The sequence below is a fragment of the Pseudomonas sp. BN515 genome (genome assembly GCF_029873155.1).
In the GTDB taxonomy this organism is placed as follows: Bacteria; Pseudomonadota; Gammaproteobacteria; order Pseudomonadales; family Pseudomonadaceae; genus Metapseudomonas.
In genome coordinates this window covers 23,968-42,829 of record NZ_SSOH01000087.1, presented here as the reverse complement: position 1 = coordinate 42,829, position 18,862 = coordinate 23,968, and the positions used below count along the sequence as shown (strand labels likewise).

The 18,862-nt window shown below is 63.5% G+C and carries 20 protein-coding genes; 9 read left to right on the top strand and 11 right to left on the bottom strand.

The features are described 5' to 3' along the window. Nucleotides 1–322: 322 nt before the first annotated feature. The 4 genes from E8E91_RS24435 to E8E91_RS24420 all read right to left on the bottom strand — a co-directional run bounded on the left by E8E91_RS24435 (nt 323) and on the right by E8E91_RS24420 (nt 2,923). Nucleotides 323–745 carry an organic hydroperoxide resistance protein gene (locus tag E8E91_RS24435; RefSeq protein WP_280371576.1) on the bottom strand — a complete coding sequence of 141 codons (423 nt, stop codon included), beginning with the start codon at nt 743–745 and terminating at the stop codon, nt 323–325. 53 nt (nt 746–798) lie between these two features. Next, nucleotides 799–1,545 (bottom strand): putative DNA-binding domain-containing protein, encoded by a 747-nt coding sequence (locus tag E8E91_RS24430; RefSeq protein WP_280379531.1) that lies wholly within the window; start codon nt 1,543–1,545, stop codon nt 799–801. After that, nucleotides 1,538–2,386 (bottom strand): DUF692 domain-containing protein, encoded by an 849-nt coding sequence (locus E8E91_RS24425; RefSeq protein WP_280379529.1) that lies wholly within the window; start codon nt 2,384–2,386, stop codon nt 1,538–1,540. Before E8E91_RS24425 ends, E8E91_RS24430 begins: the two co-directional genes overlap by 8 nt. 66 nt (nt 2,387–2,452) lie before the next feature. Next, nucleotides 2,453–2,923 carry a hypothetical protein gene (locus E8E91_RS24420; protein ID WP_280371581.1) on the bottom strand — a complete coding sequence of 157 codons (471 nt, stop codon included), beginning with the start codon at nt 2,921–2,923 and terminating at the stop codon, nt 2,453–2,455. A 397-nt stretch (nt 2,924–3,320) separates the two neighbouring features. On the opposite strand from E8E91_RS24420, the gene E8E91_RS24415 reads away from it, so the two are divergent. Then, nucleotides 3,321–4,064 carry an alpha/beta hydrolase gene (locus E8E91_RS24415; protein ID WP_280379528.1) on the top strand — a complete coding sequence of 248 codons (744 nt, stop codon included), beginning with the start codon at nt 3,321–3,323 and terminating at the stop codon, nt 4,062–4,064. Between the two features lie 246 nt (nt 4,065–4,310). On the opposite strand, the gene E8E91_RS24410 is transcribed toward E8E91_RS24415, so the two are convergent. The 6 genes from E8E91_RS24410 to E8E91_RS24385 all read right to left on the bottom strand — a co-directional run bounded on the left by E8E91_RS24410 (nt 4,311) and on the right by E8E91_RS24385 (nt 9,844). Then, nucleotides 4,311–4,739, bottom strand: coding sequence for a nuclear transport factor 2 family protein (locus E8E91_RS24410; RefSeq protein WP_280379526.1), 429 nt, complete (start codon nt 4,737–4,739; stop codon nt 4,311–4,313). A gap of 155 nt (nt 4,740–4,894) precedes the next feature. Continuing rightward, nucleotides 4,895–5,398 (bottom strand): GNAT family N-acetyltransferase, encoded by a 504-nt coding sequence (locus E8E91_RS24405; protein ID WP_280379525.1) that lies wholly within the window; start codon nt 5,396–5,398, stop codon nt 4,895–4,897. A gap of 170 nt (nt 5,399–5,568) precedes the next feature. Beyond that, nucleotides 5,569–6,693 (bottom strand): agmatine deiminase family protein, encoded by a 1,125-nt coding sequence (locus E8E91_RS24400; RefSeq protein WP_280379523.1) that lies wholly within the window; start codon nt 6,691–6,693, stop codon nt 5,569–5,571. A gap of 83 nt (nt 6,694–6,776) precedes the next feature. Continuing rightward, nucleotides 6,777–7,880 carry an extracellular solute-binding protein gene (locus E8E91_RS24395; protein ID WP_280379521.1) on the bottom strand — a complete coding sequence of 368 codons (1,104 nt, stop codon included), beginning with the start codon at nt 7,878–7,880 and terminating at the stop codon, nt 6,777–6,779. A 2-nt stretch (nt 7,881–7,882) separates the two neighbouring features. Beyond that, nucleotides 7,883–8,791, bottom strand: a complete 909-nt coding sequence (gene aguB, locus E8E91_RS24390; RefSeq protein WP_280379519.1) for an N-carbamoylputrescine amidase — start codon at nt 8,789–8,791, stop codon at nt 7,883–7,885. A 3-nt stretch (nt 8,792–8,794) separates the two neighbouring features. Further along, nucleotides 8,795–9,844 carry an agmatine deiminase family protein gene (locus E8E91_RS24385; RefSeq protein ID WP_280371594.1) on the bottom strand — a complete coding sequence of 350 codons (1,050 nt, stop codon included), beginning with the start codon at nt 9,842–9,844 and terminating at the stop codon, nt 8,795–8,797. Between the two features lie 133 nt (nt 9,845–9,977). Between E8E91_RS24385 and E8E91_RS24380 the strand changes: the two genes are divergently transcribed. The 3 genes from E8E91_RS24380 (at nt 9,978) to E8E91_RS24370 (ending at nt 13,357) form a co-directional block, all read left to right on the top strand. Then, nucleotides 9,978–10,838 (top strand): LysR substrate-binding domain-containing protein, encoded by an 861-nt coding sequence (locus tag E8E91_RS24380; protein WP_280379516.1) that lies wholly within the window; start codon nt 9,978–9,980, stop codon nt 10,836–10,838. Between the two features lie 156 nt (nt 10,839–10,994). Further along, nucleotides 10,995–12,614 (top strand): NAD(P)/FAD-dependent oxidoreductase, encoded by a 1,620-nt coding sequence (locus E8E91_RS24375; protein WP_280379513.1) that lies wholly within the window; start codon nt 10,995–10,997, stop codon nt 12,612–12,614. Nucleotides 12,615–12,625: 11 nt separating this feature from the next. After that, nucleotides 12,626–13,357, top strand: a complete 732-nt coding sequence (locus E8E91_RS24370; RefSeq protein ID WP_280379511.1) for an RNA methyltransferase — start codon at nt 12,626–12,628, stop codon at nt 13,355–13,357. A 45-nt stretch (nt 13,358–13,402) separates the two neighbouring features. Here E8E91_RS24370 and E8E91_RS24365 read toward each other — a convergent pair whose 3' ends face one another. Continuing rightward, nucleotides 13,403–14,308 (bottom strand): LysR family transcriptional regulator, encoded by a 906-nt coding sequence (locus tag E8E91_RS24365; RefSeq protein WP_280379509.1) that lies wholly within the window; start codon nt 14,306–14,308, stop codon nt 13,403–13,405. Between the two features lie 177 nt (nt 14,309–14,485). Here E8E91_RS24365 and E8E91_RS24360 point away from each other — a divergent pair, with 177 nt between their 5' ends. From E8E91_RS24360 to E8E91_RS24340, 5 genes are all read left to right on the top strand, one after another. Further along, the gene (locus E8E91_RS24360) at nt 14,486–15,514 is read left to right on the top strand and encodes an alpha/beta hydrolase (RefSeq protein WP_280379507.1); all 1,029 of its coding nucleotides are present in this window, start codon (nt 14,486–14,488) and stop codon (nt 15,512–15,514) included. 49 nt (nt 15,515–15,563) lie between these two features. Further along, nucleotides 15,564–16,757: an MFS transporter gene (locus E8E91_RS24355; protein ID WP_280379601.1), complete on the top strand. Its 1,194-nt coding sequence runs from the start codon at nt 15,564–15,566 to the stop codon at nt 16,755–16,757. A 390-nt stretch (nt 16,758–17,147) separates the two neighbouring features. Further along, complete coding sequence (locus E8E91_RS24350; protein WP_280379506.1) at nt 17,148–17,573, top strand: PaaI family thioesterase; 426 nt, start codon at nt 17,148–17,150, stop codon at nt 17,571–17,573. Further along, the gene (locus E8E91_RS24345; RefSeq protein WP_280371610.1) at nt 17,570–17,971 is read left to right on the top strand and encodes a PaaI family thioesterase; all 402 of its coding nucleotides are present in this window, start codon (nt 17,570–17,572) and stop codon (nt 17,969–17,971) included. Before E8E91_RS24350 ends, E8E91_RS24345 begins: the two co-directional genes overlap by 4 nt. A gap of 47 nt (nt 17,972–18,018) precedes the next feature. Further along, a complete protein-coding gene (locus E8E91_RS24340; RefSeq protein ID WP_280379504.1) occupies nt 18,019–18,588 on the top strand; it encodes a TetR/AcrR family transcriptional regulator in 570 nt (189 codons plus the stop codon). Nucleotides 18,589–18,862 lie beyond the last annotated feature (274 nt).

The following is an 18,862-nucleotide window of genomic DNA, read 5'->3' as shown; positions in this document are numbered from 1 at the left end:
GGGTGACTCCCGGTCCACCTCCAGCACAGTCCTGTAGGGGCGATTTCAATCGCCAAGCAGGACGCAGTCCTGCCCTGTGGGGGCGAATTTATTCGCGAAAATGGCAAGGCACCGTGCCAACGGGTGACCACCCTCTCCCCCAGCCCCTCTCCCAGAGGGCGAGGGGTGACTCTTGGCTCACCTCCAGCACAATCCTGTAGGGGCGAATTCATTCGCTGTGGCCCGCAATCAAACGCAGAAAGGTGCCGTGCGCGCCCGCACAGCAAAACAAAAAGCCCGCGCACCTCGAAAGGTGCGCGGGCTTCTATTCAGCCATAGCGACTCAGGGAATCTCGAAGGTCACTTCGATATTGCCGCGAGTGGCCTTGGAGTACGGGCAGAGTTGGTGGGCTGCTTCCACCAGGCGGGCTTTGACGTCGGTGGCGAGGCCAGGCAGTTCGACCGTCAGTTTCGCCGCCAGGGCGAAGCCACCGTCAGCCGTATTACCCAGGGCGATGTCGGCGGCTACCGCCACGTCATCCGGCAGGCGGATCGATTGGGCCTGGCCGGCGCGACGCAGGGCGCCAATGAAGCAGGCCGACCAGCCCACGCCCAGCAACTGCTCCGGGTTGGTGCCGGGCCGGCCAGAACCGGGTGGGCTCAGGCGCACAGCAAGTTCGCCGTCGGAGGATTTGCCCTGGCCATCACGGCCGCCGGTGGTCCGGGTCTGGCCGGTATAGAGGGTCTTTTCAAGAATCGCGGTCATCATTCAACTCCACTCGGTAGATACGCCGGCAAACACCGGCAACAGCTTGCGCCTCAGTCGCGGGTGCCAAGCACCACGCCTTGGGCTCGCAGGTTTTCCAGCAGGGCCAGGCCCTGCGGCAGGATGGTTTCAGGCTCAGCGTTAATGGCTTCGGCCAGGGCTTCCAGATGTTCCCGGCCCGAGCCGCTCCGCTCCTGCAGCAACGCCAGCAGCGCATGGGCCAGGGGCGCCAGGCGGGAGAAATGCACCTTCTGGTCGGCGCCACGGCGTGCCAGGACCAGGGTCGGCTGCTCGGGCGCTTGCCGCGGCAGGAAATCGGGGCCGATCTCGGTCACCGGCCATTGGTACGCCAGGGGCCAGGCCAGGTTTGACAGCACGGGCTCCCCTTCGAGCAGGTCGCCCTTGGGATCGTGGGCTGGCTCTGGGCTGTCGCTCAGCAGCAGCGCAGCCTCCACCCACTCGTAATGGGCCAGTTCCACCACCCAGGGCGGCAGGTCGAGGGCATCCCCTCCCCCTTCCGCGAGAAAGTCGACGAACTCTCCGGAAATTTCGGTGAACAAGGGAGTCTGGCAGCGGTATTGCGCATAGAAAATGTCGATCAGCGCCCGCCACTTCTCGGGGCCCAGGCTGGCACGGAGTACCGGGAAACCGCCCGCCAGCAGCGACTCCACATTGCCGAAGAACAACTGCCGGTACACCGCCAGGCGGCGCGCCTCGATGCCCGGCGGCGGTGCGTTGTTCTGCGGGTCGCGAACGTAGCGTGCCAGGCTCATCAGTTGGTCATGCAGCACCTCATGCACGGCGCACCTCCGGCCAGGCGATGGCGGCCTGCTGGCGCGTGCGGATCTGTTCCACCTCGCCCAGCAGCTCGGCCAGGGGCGGGAAATTGAAGTCGCGTTCCAGCAGGGTCGGCAGCGCACCGAAGCGCTGGTAGGCCTGTTCCAGCAGGGTCCAGACATCGCCCTTCACGGTGGCGCCATGGGTATCGATCTTCAGGTCCGGCGCTTCGTCGTAGTGGCCGGCCACATGCATGTACACCACTCGCTCCACCGGCAGCGCAGCCAGGTAGGCGGCGGCGTCGTAACCGTGGTTGATCGAATTGACGTAGAGGTTGTTGACGTCCAGCAGCAGGTCGCAGTCGGCCTCCTCCAGTACCGCGCGGAGGAAGTCGATCTCCTGCAGCGCCTGATAGGGCGCGGCGTAGTAGGAGATGTTCTCCACGGCGATGCGCCGCTCCAGGGCGTCCTGGGCCTGGCGGATGCGCGAGGCGACATGGCGCACCGACTCGTCGGTGAAGGGCAACGGCAACAGGTCGTAGAGCTGGCCGTCGTCCGAGCAGTAGCTCAGGTGCTCGCTGAAGAAGGCCACGTTGTGGGTGTCGAGGAATTCGCGGATGCGCTGCAGCAACTCGCGATCCAGGGGTGCCGGTCCGCCAAGGGACAACGACAGGCCGTGACAGGCCAGCGGGAAGCGTTCGGCGAGACTGGCCAGGCCATCACCCTGGCGACCGCCGACCTTGATCCAGTTGTCCGGCGTGCACTCCAGGAAATCCACCGCGCTGGCATCCATCGCCAGCAGTTCGGGCAACAGCGCGCGACGCAAGCCGAGACCTGCGCCAGAGGGGAAGGAGGCAGTACTCATGGGTCATTCTCCTGGCTGTGGAACCCCTCCCCGGCCAGCGGCACAGGGAGGGTGGGATGAAGCGGATCAGCTCTTGGCCTTGCTCATCTGCACGAACAGCTCGGTGGGGACCTTCTTGCCGTTGGAGATGTACTGGTTGGTGCGGAACTTGTAGACCTCGCCTTCGGAGAGGAAGCCGTCCTTGTTGGTGTCCATGGCGATGAACTCCGCTTCGCCCTGAGGCGCCACGGTCAGCAGTTCCTTGCGGGAAACCAGACCGTCGTCGTCGGTGTCGGTACGGGCGAAGGAGGCGTCGCCGCACTTGCCTTCACCACATTTGCCTTCGGCTGCCTTGGCTTGGGTGTTGCTGGCTTCGGCGGCGCCGCATTTGCCTTCACCACACTTGCCTTCGGCTGCCTTGTCGGCGGCGGCCAGCTGGTAGCCCTGGGGCAGCGCCTCCACGGCGAAGGCGGTGGAAGTGGCGAGGTTCAGGCCGCCAGCCAGGGCGACAGCGATCAGGCCAATGCGGGTTTTGTTCGAGATCTGGGTACGGGACATGGTGTTTCTCCGGGTATGGGTAGCGGGTTGGTAACCCTGGAGCGAGGCGTTTGGACTGACCTCGTTCGGGTGTGGCCATTTCGCCTCAGCCATGTATCCGCGACGTATCTGCGGCCGGAAGCATTTGTAAGCGAGTCAACGGAGAAAGAGGCCGGATACAAAGGGATACAGGGCGCCCAAGCCCTTGCACGGTGCCGGATTGAAGCCTCCGAGGAATCCTTTGTGCCAACCCGGCGGTGGAATGCGGCTAAACTTCGCCGTTCATTTATGTGAAACGCTTCGCATCTAGGGTTCGCTGATGGACTCCATCCGCGTAACCCCTGATCCCTGTCGCCAGACCGAACGGCCTCTGCGCCGCCCGAGCTGCGACTCGCAATCTGTACGAGTGCCTTGCCTTATGGAAGAAACCCCAACGACCCTGGTCCTGTTGCCGGGCCTGCTGAACGACGAGCGCCTCTGGGCGCACCAGGCCGCCGCCCTCGCCGACGAGGTAGACATCCATATTCCCGACCTCACCCGTGATGACAGCATTTCCGCCATGGCCCGGCGCGTGCTGGACGAAGCCCCGGAGCAGTTCGCCCTGGCGGCGCTATCGATGGGTGGTTACGTTGCCTTCGAAATCATGCGCCAGGCCCCGGAAAGGGTTCTGCGCCTTGCGCTGTTCGACACCATGGCCAGCCTTGACTCGCCCGAGCGCGCCGCAACCCGCAAGGGATTGCTGGAACTTGCCGAGCGCGGTCGCTTCGTCGGTGTCAGCCCGCAACTGATGCCGCGTCTGATCCACCCTCGCTGGCTGGACTCCCAGGTATCCGCCACCGTGCAGCAAATGGCTTCGGCCGTGGGCAAGGACGGTTTCGTGCGCCAGCAGCAGGCGATCATCAAGCGAGACGATTCCCTGCCCATGCTGGGCGACATCCAAGTGCCCACCCTGATCGTGGTCGGTGCCGACGACCAGCTCACGCCGGTGTCCGAAGCCTGGCTGATGCATGAACGCATCACCGGCTCGCGATTGGAGATCCTCGAACATTGCGGCCACCTGCCGCCGCTGGAAGAGCCCGAACTGACCACCATCCTGCTGAGGGAATGGCTGGCGGTGGAGTTCGATGGCCGGGGTGTGCGGGACTTCGTCTACACCTACTGACGATGTGCGATCCCGCCCTTGCGGCGGGGTCACCATTCGGTGCCGTGCAGGGACGGGAGCGATTCGCTTGGCTATGTCTGCGTTAGCTGTTGCCAGAGATCGACCATCGGTCCAGGAGCCTTGTAGGAGCTAGCTTGCTAGCGAAACGGGGCCATTCGCTGGCAAGCCAGCTCCTACGGGCAATGCAGCTACTTGCAACACTTGATGCAGACATAGCCATCAGCGTCGCCCCGCCTCTGTGCCGACTCAGGCCTTGGCGGTAGCCAGGAAGGCCCCCACGCGCCGACCCATTTCTTCGCCCAGGGCCTGCAGGCCGCTCATGGGACGAACCATCACTTCGAAGTCGACGATCTTGCCCTGCTCATCGAAGCGGATCATGTCGATGCCCTTCAGCTCACGCCCATCGACGTTGGCACTGAACTCCAGCACCACGCTGCTGCCGTCGGCCGTGGCCAAGTGGCGGTGATAGGTGAAGTCGACGAAGACCTTGAGCACGGTGTTGAGGATGGTGGAAACCACCTTCACCCCCGGATAAGGCGTGTGGGCCATGGGCGAGCGGAACACCACGTTCGCCGCGAGCAGTTCAGGCAGTTCGCTGAGGTCTTTCTGCGCGACCATTTCGTGCCAGCGCGCCAGCGAGGCGGCGGCCTGGGGATGCAGGTTCAGTTCGGACATGCTGTGTTCCTCCCAATCGTTCTTCTTGTGACGGCCTACCCGCCACGGGGGCGGCGGACAGCCTGGTGAGGAAGGACGATACGAGCCGGCATACCCCGGCTCAATGATCGAAAATGACAGTCGAATGATCCTGCTGCACAACTTGTGCAGCCCCTTCAGTGGCGCGCGCGGGTCACCAGGAAGTTCTGCAGTTGCGGGTCATCATCCACTTCGATGGCATGCACCGGACGCGGCAGCTGGTCCAGCACCGTCCGCCAGAAGGCGGCCGCCGTCTCATCCTGGCCATAAAAACGCACCAGCCAATTCCCCTCCCCGCTCGTCAGCACCTGGCTGGCCAGGGCGCGGCCGATGCCCATGCGGCGGTACTTCTTCAGGACGAACAGGTCGGCCAGTTCCAGGGCATCGATCCCCGGCAACTCGCTGCGTTCGATCAGCAGGAACCCGGCAATGAAACCGTCCACCAGGATCAGGTTGGCGCTCCACTGCGGCGCCTGCCAGTAACGCGCCAGGTGCTCATCGTGGATGTAGAAGCGGCCGTCCACTTCCACGTCTTCCTGCTCCCAGTCCGAAGACTCGTAGGCATAGAACTGGTACAGGTTGCGGATCAGCTCGGCGTGCTCCGGGCCGGTTTCCACCAGCTCCACGGTGGCGCCGCTCATGGCCGGGCCTCACCGAAGCGGTGGCGGAGAACGCAGTGGCGGATCGAAGGCATGGGCATCTCGTTGGACAGGCATCTGGGCGGGGCGGTCATTCTAACGGACCGGAAGGATGCCTGTGATCACCAGGCCCGGTGGCAGGAGGCTCATTGGCCCCCTGCCCCGCAGCCCCCTCAAACCAGCGGCAGGTGCTTGGTCACGCAGTGGATCCCGCCACCGCCGGCGGCGATCGGGTCGATGTTGAGCTGTTCCACCACCCGCCCCGGATAGAGCGTCGTCAGCAGGTCCTTGCAGTACTTGTCCGCTGCCGCATCGCCGAACTGCGGGGCGATGACGGCACCATTGATCGGCAGGTAGTTGATGTAGCCCGGCGCGAAATCCGGGTTGTTGCTGGTGTACTGGTTGCTGCGCACCTTCAGGGGCGGCGGCAGGGTGTGCACCACCAGCTTGCGGCCATCGGCATCGGTGGCGGCGTTGAGGATTTCCAGGTGCTTGCGGGTGACCGCGTAGTCGTAGGACTTGGGGTCGTTGTCCAGGTTGGCGATCACCACGCCCGGCTTGACGAAGCGCGCGTAGAAGTCGACGTGGGCGTCGGTGATGTCCTTGTCCTTGATGCCGGGCAGCCAGATGATTTTGCGCAGGCCGAGATTGGCCTTCAGCTCGGCCTCGATCTGCGCCTTGCTCATGCCCGGATTGCGGTTGCTGTTCACCCAGCAGCTCTCGGTCATGATCGCGGTGCCGTGGCCGTCCACCTCGATGCCACCGCCCTCGCCCACCAGCGCGCTGCGAATGTAGTTGGCCTCCATTTCGTAGCTGAGGGTGTCGGCCACGCGGGTATCGTTGGCCGCCGTCTGCTTGCTGCCCCAGCCGTTGAAGTTGAAGTCCACCAGGCCCAGACCACCCGCCCCGTCCACCACGAAGCAGCCGCCGTAGTCCCGGACCCAGACATCATCCAGCGCCATGGTGATGAATTCGATATTGGTGGTGCCGCATTTGCTCTTGGCCTGGGCCAGTTGGCTGGCGCGGCACAGCACGGTGACCGGCTGGTACTGGGCAATGGTCTTGGCCAGTTGGGCGATGGTGTTGTTCACCGCCGTCTCCCAGCCCTGCCAGACGCGGGAAGATGCCGCGAACGCCAGGATCACCCGTTCCTGCCGGGCGTGTTCGTCGGGCATGAACCAACTGCTGGCCAGCGCCGCGGAAATGCGGGCCGCATCCAGGCCAAGGCCCAGGGAGGCGACGGCGCCAATTCCGCTGGCAGCCATCATCTGCTTGATGAAGTCACGGCGAGTAGACATGCAAAGTCCTCGGTTGAGTGGGATTGCGGGGCGCAGCATTACCCTGCCCGGGTGGCGCCCCGCGCGCTCGACAGTTGGCGGTTTCAGTGGTGGATGGAGGTCTTGAAGGTGGTCCAGGCGCGCATTCGCGCACGCATGTCACGCTGCGGGATGTCCTTGCCGGGTATCAGCCGCGCGTAGGTCGCCTCGTCCACGTAGATATCCGGGTTGTTGCGCATGTCGTCGGCCACCATGGGCCGCGCCTTGGCACTGGAGGTGGGATAGCCGGTGGCATTGCTGATCGCCGCCATGTTCTCGGGGCGCATGATGAAGTTGATCAAGGCGTAAGCGTACTCAGGGTGTTTGGCATCGGCGGGGATGGCCATGGTGTCCATCCAGACCGTGGTGCCTTCGACCGGTATGCGGTACTGGAAGTTCGTCGCCTTGCCCGCCTCGTCCGAGGCGCGCTGGGCCTGGGTCATGTCGCCGCTGTAGCCAAGGGACAGGCAGATATCGCCATTGACCAACTGGGTAACCGGCTGCGACTGGAACTTGCGGATGTACGGCTTGATGGAGCCGAGCAACGCCACCGCCTCGGCCAGTTCGGCCGGCTTGCTGCTGCGCGGGTTATGACCAAGGTAATTCAGCACCACGGCCAGCACTTCGTCGGGCGAGTCGATCATCGAGATACCGCAGTCGGCGAACTTCGCCGCCAGCTCGGGCTTGAAGATCAGGTCCAGGCTGTTGACCGGCGCGCCGGCCAGGCGCTTGTCGATCATTTGCTGGTTGTACGTCAGGCCGATGGTGCCCCAGGTATAGGGCACCGTTGCGTGGCGTGAGTACGGGTAGCGGGTTTGCAGCGTGCGCAGGCCGGGCTCGATGTCATCCAGGTGTTCGAGCTTGCCCGGATCCAGCTTCTGCAGGGCGCCGGCACGCATCAGCCGTTCGGCCACGGTGTCACCGGGGAAGATCAGGTCATAGCCGCTGTGGCCGGACATCATCTTCGCTTCCAGGGTCTCGCTACTGTCCATCACGTCGTAGATGACCTGGATGCCGGTTTCCTTGGTGAAGGCGCTCAAGGTGTCCGGCGCGAAGTAATCCGCCCAGTTGTACAGACGCAGGATCTTCTCCTCGGCCTGGGCGGCGAATTGCGCGCAGCCCAGGCCGAGGCCCAACGAGACGATCAACAGCTTTTTGATGGCATTCATCTTCAGGCTCCCTGGCGCTGCCAGCGTTCATGGGTTTGACGTCCATCCAGCCCCAGCAGTGGGCCGTACATTTCCGGGCGACGGTCTCGGTAGACGCCCCAGTTGAGGCGCTCCTCACGCATGGCGGCGAGGTCGAGCCGCTGGACCAGCACGCCGGTGCTGTCGCGGTCGGCTTCGGCCAGCAGCTTGCCCTTGTGATCGGTGATGAAGGACGAGCCGTAGAAACGCATCCGCAGTTGCGCGTCTGTGGTCGCCACTTCTTCGCCCACGCGATTGGCAGCGATCACCGGGAGGATGTTGGCGGCGGCATGGCCGCGCTGGGCCAGCTGCCAGTGATCGCGGGAATCCAGCGCCGCCGCGCCCGGCTCGGAGCCAATGGCGGTTGGATACAGCAGCACTTCAGCGCCCATCAGCGACAGGCAGCGGGCCGTTTCGGGGAACCACTGGTCCCAGCAGATGCCGACTCCGATCCGGCCGTAGGCGGTATCCCAGACGCGGAAACCGGTATCGCCGGGGCTGAAATACTCCTTCTCCTGGTAGCCGATGGCATTGGGGATGTGCGTCTTGCGATACACGCCAAGCAGGCGGCCATCGGCATCGGCCACCGCCAGGGAGTTGAAGAAGGCGTTGCCGGCGCGCTCGAACCAGCTCAGCGGCAGCACCACGCCCAGCTCCCGGGCGAGGTCGGCAAAGCGCTGGAGTATGGGGCTGCTGCCATATTCCTGGGCCAGGGCGAGGTGCTTGTGGTCCTGCTCGATGCAGAAGTACGGGGTGGCGAACAGCTCCTGCAGGAGGATCAGTTGCGCTCCCTTGGCGGCGGCCTCCCGTACCAGACGCTCGGCCTGGTCGAGGTTGCTTTCAAGGTCCCAACTGCACGCGAACTGGGTGGTGGCGACGGTCAGCATGCTCATCGGTCACCCCTTCAGCGGCCAGGCCGGCTGTTGCTGGGTGATGCAGTGCACACCGCCGCCGCCGTGGGCCAGGGTATTGATCTGCACCGGCACCACTTCACGGCCCGGGAACGCCATGCGCAGGGTTGCCGCGGCTTCGTCGTCGGCGGCAATACCGTAGGCCGGCATGATGATCGCGCCGTTGGCGATGTAGAAGTTGGTGTAGGAAGCGCAGAACACTTCGGCGTCCTGATCCACCGCTTCGCTGGCTTCGAAGAGTTCGAGCATCTCGAAGCGGCGCCCCTGGGCGTCGGTGGAAAGCTCCAGCGCACGACGGTTCTCGCGCGCCACCTGGGCGTAGGTCGAGTTCGGATCGCGGGTCGCGTCCACCAGCAGTGCGCCGGGACGAGCGAAGGCGCACACGCCATCGACATGGCCATCGGTCATGTCGCCGGTGACGTAGTCGGGATCGCCCGGCAGCCAGATGGTTTTCTTCACCCCCAGCAGGCGAGCGAAGATTTCTTCCATCTCCACCTTGCTCATACCGGGGTTGCGGTTGGGGTTGAGCAGCACGGATTCGGTGGTGATCAGCGTGCCCTGCCCGTCCACATGGATGGCACCGCCCTCGTTGGTCAGGAAGGTATCAAGGCACTCCAGGCCCAGATGGCCGAGGATGCGCTGGGCGAGGCTTTCATCGAGATCGAAGGACGATTTGCCACCCCAGGCGTTGAAGCGCCAGTTGACACCGGCAGTGCCCAGGCGCGGATGGCAGACGAAGCTCGGACCGGAGTCGCGGCACCAGCTGTCGTTGATCGGCAATTCCACCAGTTCGATATTGGCGCCGCAGAGCTCGCGGGCACGGTCCGCGGCGGATGGGTCAACCACCATCTTCACCGGCTCGAAGCGGGCAATGGCATTGGCCACGCGGGCGAAATCGACCTGTACGTCGGCGAGGGTGACCCCCCAGCCGTTTTCCCAGAGTGCCTGGTTGTGGGGGAAGGCCATCCAGGTGGCCGCGTGCGGAACCCATTCAGCGGGCATTACCCAGCCGTTCTGCGAATCGTTGATTTGCATACAAATGCCTTGGTTAAGTTTTTGTTATCACGAAGAAACCACGGCCGTGGTAATGGGTTGCATGCTAGGCCTGTAAAAACGCCGCAACAAACGATAGATTTTGCGGATTACTGATTAGTAGGTCTTATCGCTCATGCTGAAACACTGGCCACCGCTGAACGCCCTGCGCGGCTTCGAAGCCGCCGCCCGCCTGGGCAGCTTCCACAAGGCCGCCGAAGAACTGCACCTCACCCAGTCGGCCATCAGCCAGCAGATCCGCAGCCTGGAAAGCTTCCTCGAACAGCCGCTGTTCTTCCGCAACGGCCGCAGCGTGGCGCTGACTGATGCCGGCTTCGACCTGCTCAGCACCACCCAGTCGCTGCTGCAACACCTGGCCGTGGGCATCCGCCGCCTGGACCAGTACCGCAAGCCCAACCAGTTGGTGGTCAACACCACGCCGGCCTTCGCCCATCACTGGCTGGTGCCGCGCCTTGCGGACTTCCACCAGCGCCACCCGCAGGTCGACCTCTGGTTGCTGACCACCGACGAAACCCCGGACATGGCCACCCAGACCATCAACATCGCCGTGCGCGACGACCTCAGCGCCCAGGCCGAATGCAGCTTTCGCGTGCTGCTGGAGGACCGCCTGTACCCGGCCTGCCACCCCAGCCTGCTGGAGCTGGCAGCAGATGCCCGCACCACCCTGCACGGCGAACGTGAAATGGACTGGAGCCACTGGCAGGTACAGGGCGGCGCCTACGTCGGCCAGCAAAGCCAGGGGCTGAACTTCTCCGATCCGGGCCTGCTGCTGGATGCGGCCAGCCAGGGGCTCGGCATCGCCCTGGTCAGCCACCTCCTCGCCGGCCGCGCGCGGGATCAGGGCCTGCTCGTGCCCATGTCGGAACAGACCGTGCGCGGCCCGAACTGGAGCTGGCTGGTACGTCGCGAAAACGAGGGCGACCCACTCACCCGCAGCTTCTGCGACTGGTTGATCGAGGCTCTGGAGAGGGAGTGAGGGCTTTGACGAGCGAAGCCGTGCAGGTCCACAGGGCGCGTTCCACAGCGCCATAAGGCCGTACCTGACAGGGGCAGGCGGCGGCGGGTACAATTCGCGCCTTACCTCATCCCTCTGTTGCTTCCTTTGCCGGATTCACCGGCCAGGATTACCGCCATGATTCGCATCAACGAACTGTCTCTTCCTCTCGATCATTCCGCCGATGAACTGCGCAAGGCCATCGTCAAACGCCTGGGTATCAGCGACGCCGATCTGCTGAACTTCACCGTCTTCAAGCGCAGCTACGACGCCCGCAAGAAGAGCAGCGTCATTCTGTTCATCTACATCATCGATCTGGAGGCCCGCGACGAGGCGGCGATTCTGGCGAGCTTTGCCGGTGACAACAATATCCGTCCAGCCCCGGATACCCACTACTACCCGGTAGGACAGGCACCGGCCGATCTGAGCGAGCGGCCGCTGGTGGTGGGATTTGGTCCCTGCGGCCTGTTCGCGGCGCTGTTGCTCGCACAGATGGGGTTCAAACCCATCGTGCTGGAGCGCGGCAAGGATGTGCGCAGCCGCACCAAGGACACCTGGGCGTTGTGGCGCAAGAAGGTCCTGACCCCGGAATCCAACGTGCAATTCGGTGAGGGCGGTGCCGGCCTGTTCTCGGACGGCAAGCTCTACAGCCAGATCAAGGACCCGAAGTTCTACGCCCGCAAGGTCATGCACGAGTTCGTCCGGGCTGGTGCGCCGGAAGAGATCATGTACGTGAGCAAGCCGCACATCGGCACCTTCCGCCTCACCGGCGTGGTATCCACCATGCGCGAGGAGATCATCGCCCTCGGTGGCGAAGTGCGATTTGAAAGCAAAGTCACCGATCTGGTGATCAACGACGGCCAGCTCGAGGGTGTGGTGCTGGCCAGCGGCGAAACGATCCGCAGCCGCCATGTCGTCCTGGCGCTGGGCCACAGTTCCCGCGATACCTTCCGCATGCTGCATCGCCAGGGTGTGTTCATCGAAGCCAAGCCCTTTGCCGTGGGTTTCCGCATCGAACACCCCCAAGGCATGATCGACCAGGCCCGCCTGGGCAAATACGCTGGCCATCCGGAACTTGGCGCCGCCGACTACAAACTGGTGCACCACGCCAAGAACGGCCGCGCCGTTTACAGCTTCTGCATGTGCCCCGGCGGCACTGTAGTGGCGGCCACGTCCGAGCCGGAGCGCGTCGTTACCAACGGCATGAGCCAGTATTCGCGCAACGAACGCAATGCGAATGCCGGCATCGTCGTCGGCATCAGCCCGGAGCAGGATTTCCCAGGCGGCCCGCTGGCCGGTGTGGAGCTGCAGGAACGACTGGAATCCCGCGCCTATGAACTGGGCGGCAGCGACTACTGTGCGCCTGCGCAGTTGGTGGGCGACTTCATTCGCGGCGTGCCGTCGAACGAATTCGGCGAGGTGGAACCCTCCTACAAACCCGGCGTGCGCCTGGGCGATCTGGCACCCTCGCTGCCGGAGTATGCGATCGAGGCCATCCGTGAGGCACTGCCGGCATTCGGCAAGCAGATTCGCGGCTTTGATCGCGATGACGCGGTACTCACCGGCATCGAAACCCGCACCTCCTCTCCGGTCCGAATCACCCGTGATCACGAGACACTGCAAAGCCTGAACCTGCGAGGCCTGTATCCGGCCGGTGAAGGCGCCGGTTATGCCGGCGGCATTCTCTCGGCGGGCGTGGACGGCATCAAGGTCGCTGAAGCGGTGGTCAAATCGATGCTCTCCGAGCAGAGCCACTGAGCGCCGCATCGATGAAATTCGACGACATCAAGAAACTCCACCAGAAGAAATACCGGGCCGAGTTCGGTCATTTCCTGGTGGAGGGCGAGCACCTGTTGCTGGAGCTGCAGAAGGCAGCCCAGCAGAATCCGCTGCTGCAGCGCAGTCAGCTGTATGTAAGCGGCGCCTACGAACAGTGGCAAAGCCCGTTTGAAACCCATGTGATCAGCGACCGCCAAATGGCGCATATCGCGGACACCAAGACACCGCAGGGAATCATCGCCCTGGTGCCCATGTCGGCGATGGACGCGCCGGTTTCTGCACCCGCCCAAAACGAGCGCGCCATTTACCTGCATGAAATCCAGGACCCGGGCAACCTCGGCACCATCCTGCGTACCTTGGCTTGGTTCGGTAATTTTCGCTGCCTGCTCAGTCCCGGCAGCGTCGATCCGTATAACCCCAAGGTCGTGCGGTCCAGCATGGGCGCCATTTTTCATGCGCCGATGGAACTGGATGTGGAGCTGGATTCCTTGCGCACGCGCTTCGAGCGCATTGCCTGTCTGGATATGAATGGCGAGCGCTTGCAGTCCGCCAGCTTCAAGACGTTCGATTGCTACCTGTTCGGCAACGAGGCCCGCGGCGTGCCCCGCGAGCAGTTGGTCGCACTCAACGCCCAGCCGTTCACGATCCCCGGCTGTGGCGCCATCGAATCGCTGAACCTGGCTACGACGGTCAACATGTGCGCTTACGAACTGAACAGATAGCGGCTCGGGGAGCCGCTATCTCGTTTGGAAAGCCTGAATAGTCGCCTATTGCCTGCTTTGGCGATTCAACCGCAGAGCATCGACCACCAGGGAGAAAGCGGGCGAAGGTTGCCTTCGACTTGGGTAGTACAGGTGATACCCGGAGAAATGCGGACACCAGTCTTCCAGCACTCGCACCAGGCGCCCTTCAGCGATATGCGGGGAAAACTCTTCTTCCGGGAGATAGGCGATACCCATTCCGCCGACGGCGGCATCCACGATGTGGGGGGTGGTGTTGAACACTACCCTGCCGTCGACTCGCACCTTGAGCTTCTTGCCTCGGCGCTCGAACTCCCAGGCATCGATGCCGCCGTGGGTCGGGAAGCGAATGTCGATGCAGCGATGCGTCACCAGATCGCGCGGATTCCTTGGGATGGGATGCTCGGTGAAATAGTCCGGCGACGCGACGACCGCCATGCGCACTAACGGACCGATGGGAATGGCGATCATGTCCTGGTCCAGGGTTTCACCGAAGCGCACACCTGCATCGAATCGATCGGCCACGATATCGCGGAATCCATAGTTGACGTCGAACTCCAGTCGGATGTCGGGGTATGTCTTGAGTACTGGCATCAGCTTCGGCAGGAGGGTCGACTTGATGATGTGGTCGCCGCAGGTGATACGCACCGTACCGGCCGGTTTGTCGCGCAGCTCGGTCAGCGCATCCAGCTCGGCCTCGATTTCGTCGAAGCGATGACCAATCGCATGCAGCAGCCGTTCGCCCGCAGCCGTCAGTGCAACGCTGCGCGTGGTGCGGGTGAGCAAACGAATCTCCAGGCGCGCCTCCAGCGTCGATACCACCTGGCTGATGGCCGACTGAGTGACGCCCAACTGAGACGCCGCGCGGGTAAAGCTGCCTTCTCGCGCCACCGTCACAAAGGCCATCAGTTCGTTGAAGTTGTGTCTCGGCATGGCGACGAACCTAACGGGGAATTGATTAGCCTAACTTATAACCTCGTTAAGTATTCATTAGCTAATCAAAAGCCAGTCGCTTAGCAACAATAACGCCTCCCTGACCTGACTCGTCCTGCTGCGGCGCCGCCGGCTGACGCCTCCGAGACAGGCCACTCACCCGAAAAGGACGATCCAATGAAAAGATTCCTCGTACTGCTTGGACTTCTGCTCAGTTCGTTCACTGCCATGGGAGCCGATATGTCCAACGGTGCAGACAACTTCTACAAGAGCGACAAGGTGGCCCTGCGCAAGGTCGCCTTCAAGAACCAATACCAGATGAAGGTGGTGGGGAATCTCTTCGTTCCCAACGGCCTGGACAAGACGGCAAGAAGTCCGGCGATCATCGTCGGGCACCCCATGGGCGCAGTGAAGGAGCAAAGCTCGAACCTGTACGCCCAGAAGCTGGCGGAGCAGGGTTTCGTGACCCTGACACTGGACCTGTCGTTCTGGGGCGAGAGCGAAGGCCAACCACGCAATGCGGTGCTGCCCGATTTGTACGCCGAAGACTTCAGTGCCGCCGTGGACTATCTCGGCACCCAGCCTTTCATTGATCGACAGCGCATCGGTGTATTGGGCATCTGCGGCAGCGGCAGCTTCGCCATCAGCGCGGCCAAGATCGACCCACGCATGAAGGCGATCGCGACCGTCAGCATGTACGACATGGGCGCCGCCAACCGCAATGGGCTCAGGCATGCGCAGACACTGGAGCAACGCAAGCAGCTCATCGCAGCGGCAGCGGAACAGCGCTATGCGGAGTTCACCGGCGGCAAGACCCAGTACACCAGCGGTACCGTCCACGAACTGAGTGCCGATACCCACCCTATCCAGCGGGAGTTCTACGACTTCTACCGCACTGCGCGGGGTGAGTTCACCCCGGCCGGGTCGTCACCGGAGCTGACTACACACCCGACGCTGACCAGCGACATCAAGTTCATGAACTTCTACCCGTTCGAAGACATCGAGAGCATTTCTCCAAGGCCGATGCTGTTCATCGCTGGTGAGAACGCGCACTCGAGGGAGTTCAGCGAAGAGGCCTTTCGGCTGGCCGGCGAGCCCAAGGAACTTCATATCGTGCCCAACGCCGGACACGTTGACTTGTACGACCGGGTAAATCTGATTCCTTTCGACAAGTTGACCCGGTTCTTCCAGGACAACCTGCAGTGACCCGAACACGGCGAAGCGCTTCATGAAAACCCAGGCAAGTCACGCCCCGATGGACACCGTTTCCATCTCCCAGGCCAAGACGCAGCCCGCCCACTGGAGCGGCGTGCTTGCGATGACGCTGTGCGTCTTCGCGCTGATCGCCTCGGAGTTCATGCCCGTCAGCCTGCTGACGCCATTGGCGGCCGATCTCCAGGTCGACGAAGGCGTTGCCGGCCAAGGCATCGCGATCTCCGGCGCATTGGCGGTACTGACCAGCCTGTCGATTGCGCGGCTCGCCGGCAGCATGGACCGCAAGACATTGCTACTGGCCCTGACCGCTCTGATGGCGGTCTCTGGCACGGTAGTCGCGCTGGCGCCGAACTACCTGACGTACATGGTGGGCCGTGCGCTCATCGGAGTGGTCATCGGCGGCTTCTGGTCCATGTCGGCGGCAACCGCCATGCGACTGGTCCCGACCGACCGCGTACCCCGGGCCCTGGCCATCTTCAATGGCGGTAACGCCTTGGCCACCATCGTGGCTGCGCCGTTGGGCAGCTATCTGGGGTCGATCATTGGTTGGCGCGGCGCCTTCCTCTGCCTGGTACCGGTGGCGGCGGTGGCACTGGTCTGGCAATGGGTCAGTCTGCCAGCCATGAAGCCTCGGGAATGCGCGCGGGCTTCCGGCAGTGTCTTCAAGTTGCTCAAGGATCGATCCGTGGCGCTGGGCATGGCCAGCTGCGGGGCCTTCTTCATGGGGCAGTTCGCTCTGTTCACCTATGTACGGCCGTTTCTCGAAAACGTGACGCGGGTCGACGTGTCCGCGCTGTCATTCGTCCTCCTCGTGATCGGTGTAGCCGGTTTCGCTGGCACCCTGATCATCAGCACGTTCCTCAGGCGCAGCCTGTACGGGACGTTGAGCGCCATCCCTATCCTGATGGCGCTGATCGCGGTGGCGCTGATTCCCTTCGGCACCTGGACCGCTGCCGTTGCGGCGCTGCTCGGTCTCTGGGGACTGATGGCCACCGCCGCCCCGGTAGGCTGGTGGAGCTGGGTTGCCCAAGCCCTGCCCAGGGATGCCGAAGCCGGTGGTGGACTGATGGTGGCCGTGATCCAGTTGGCCATCGCCCTGGGCTCGACGGTGGGTGGTTTGCTGTTCGACAGCAGTGGTTACCGCAGCACCTTCGTCGCGAGCGCAACCCTACTGCTGTTTGCTGCCCTCCTGACGTTCGTCACCTCACGCGGGCAAGCAGCGCGGCGCGCCTGAGCGCAGAACAGGGAAAAGGTCATGAACATGGGCGATTTCAATGTCGCTGGCGGCGACCATCACCGGTTCGCCAGCGGTACCGAACAGCGCCGAGCCCCACGCCGGTGTGGCGCACGCCTGCTCCTGGGGCTGCTCATGCTGGGTGAGTGCGAGGCCGGCCAGCTACCGGCACCCGGTTCACTCACTGCAACTACCGCGGAAGATGAATCGATCCTCGTTCCGTGCCCCCGCTAACTCGGCATCTCATTGCGTGCAGTCGATCGACAACCACCACCGCTCGCCTATGAACCACCATTCACTGTTCCAATAGGACCGCAAGAAAGCTGACCGAATCGCCGCTTGGGCCTAGCTTATCTAGACCAGTCTATATAGCCACGGAGATCGCTTCCCATGCCCACGACTTCCCACATCACACGCCAGCAATTGGAACAGGTCATCGCGGTTACCCCGTTCGCGCAGCTGATGGGCGCCACGATTCGGGAGTTCGGCAATGGCGTCGCCGAGTTCGAAATCGAGGTCAAACCCGAATTGATGCATCAGCATCACGGTTTCGTGCACGGCGCCATCGTCGGCTTCATGGCCGACAGCGCCTGTGCCTGGGCGGCGGCTTCCCTGGCCGGCGATGTCGTCACCGCGGAATACAAGCTCAACCTGCTGGCACCGGCCAGGGGCGAGCGTCTGCGGGCACTGGGTCGGGTGCTGAAAGCCGGCGGCAGGACGCTGGTGGTGCAGGCCGATGTGTTCGCCCTGGAACAGGGGAACGAGAAACAGGTGGCCGTGGCCCTTGCCAGCATTGCCAGGGTTGGTGCCGCATGAACGTGCCCGAGGGATTCCAGCCGCTGCTTCGCAGCAGTCCATTGCTCGATCTGCTCGGGCCCTTCTACTTTCGGCGCGACGCGCAGCATCGCCTGGTAGTCGCGCTGCGGGTCGAAGACAAGCATTGCAACCACGGCGGAACAGCGCACGGCGGGCTGCTGGGCACGCTTGCCGACGTTGGTCTCGGCTATGCCATGGCGTTCTCCCGCGAACCGCCACAACCGATGGTGACGGTGGGACTGCGTCTCGACTTCTGCGCCGTCGCACGGGTCGGCGACTGGCTTGAAGTGCACACCGAAATCGACAAGCTCGGACAGCGCATGGCCTTCGCCTCGGCGCGGATCCGCACCGGCGAGCGACTGGTAGCCAGTGCCAGCGGTGTGTTCCATCTTCCCTGAGGCTCGGGCAAGCTAACCCGCCGTCGCCGCTACCTGGAGAGTCACGTTTGCCGAAGAAGTCCAACGCCGCCGAGCGCATCGTCCGTGCCACTGCTGCGCTGCTGGCCAGCCGGGGTTATGCCGGTACGGGCCTGAACGACATCATCGCCCGCGCCGAGGCCCCGAAAGGCTCGCTGTACCACTACTTTCCCGACGGCAAGCCGCAGATAGCCAGCGCGGCAATCGGCTTCGTCGGGCGTGAGGTCTGCGACTTTCTCGACCAGGCCGGTGGACGGGCACCCCATGCGCGGAATGTGCTGCGCTGTTTCACCGCAACCCTGCGAGGCTGGCTTGAGGATTCGCAATTCGCCGAGGCCTGCCCGGTGTTCTCCACCACCCTCAGCATCGACACCGAGCTGGCGCCGGTGCATGCCGAGTGCCGGCAGGTGCTACAGGCTTGGCATGCCAGCATCGAACGCGCGCTGTGCGCCGATGGCCTGAAAAAGGAGGCCGCCGCCTCGCGCGCGTGGCTCGTCCTTGCCGCGCTCGAAGGGGCGGTCGCGATCGCTCGTGCCGAACAGTCACTCCGGGCACTGCATGCGACAGAGCGTGAACTCCGGGAGCTGCTGCCGGCGTAGCCGTAGCCCGGCGCAGAGCGTGTGTATCGCGCAGGAGGGACGCCTGAGCTCCGGCAGACCTTAGCCCCCTGCCCCGTTCGAACGTTCTAGAAAGGACTGAACGTTTTCCCGGCGCGGCATCTAACGACTCTGTATTCAATCGATTCATTCCACCGCCAATAGTAAAGCGTTATGGACGCTGCTCTCAGGTCGGCAGGCTGATTGGATTGGGTGCCTATACTGCTCTGACCGCCCGGGTTTGCCATCCGTGTCGTCCCTCTCGTCGAACCCTGAC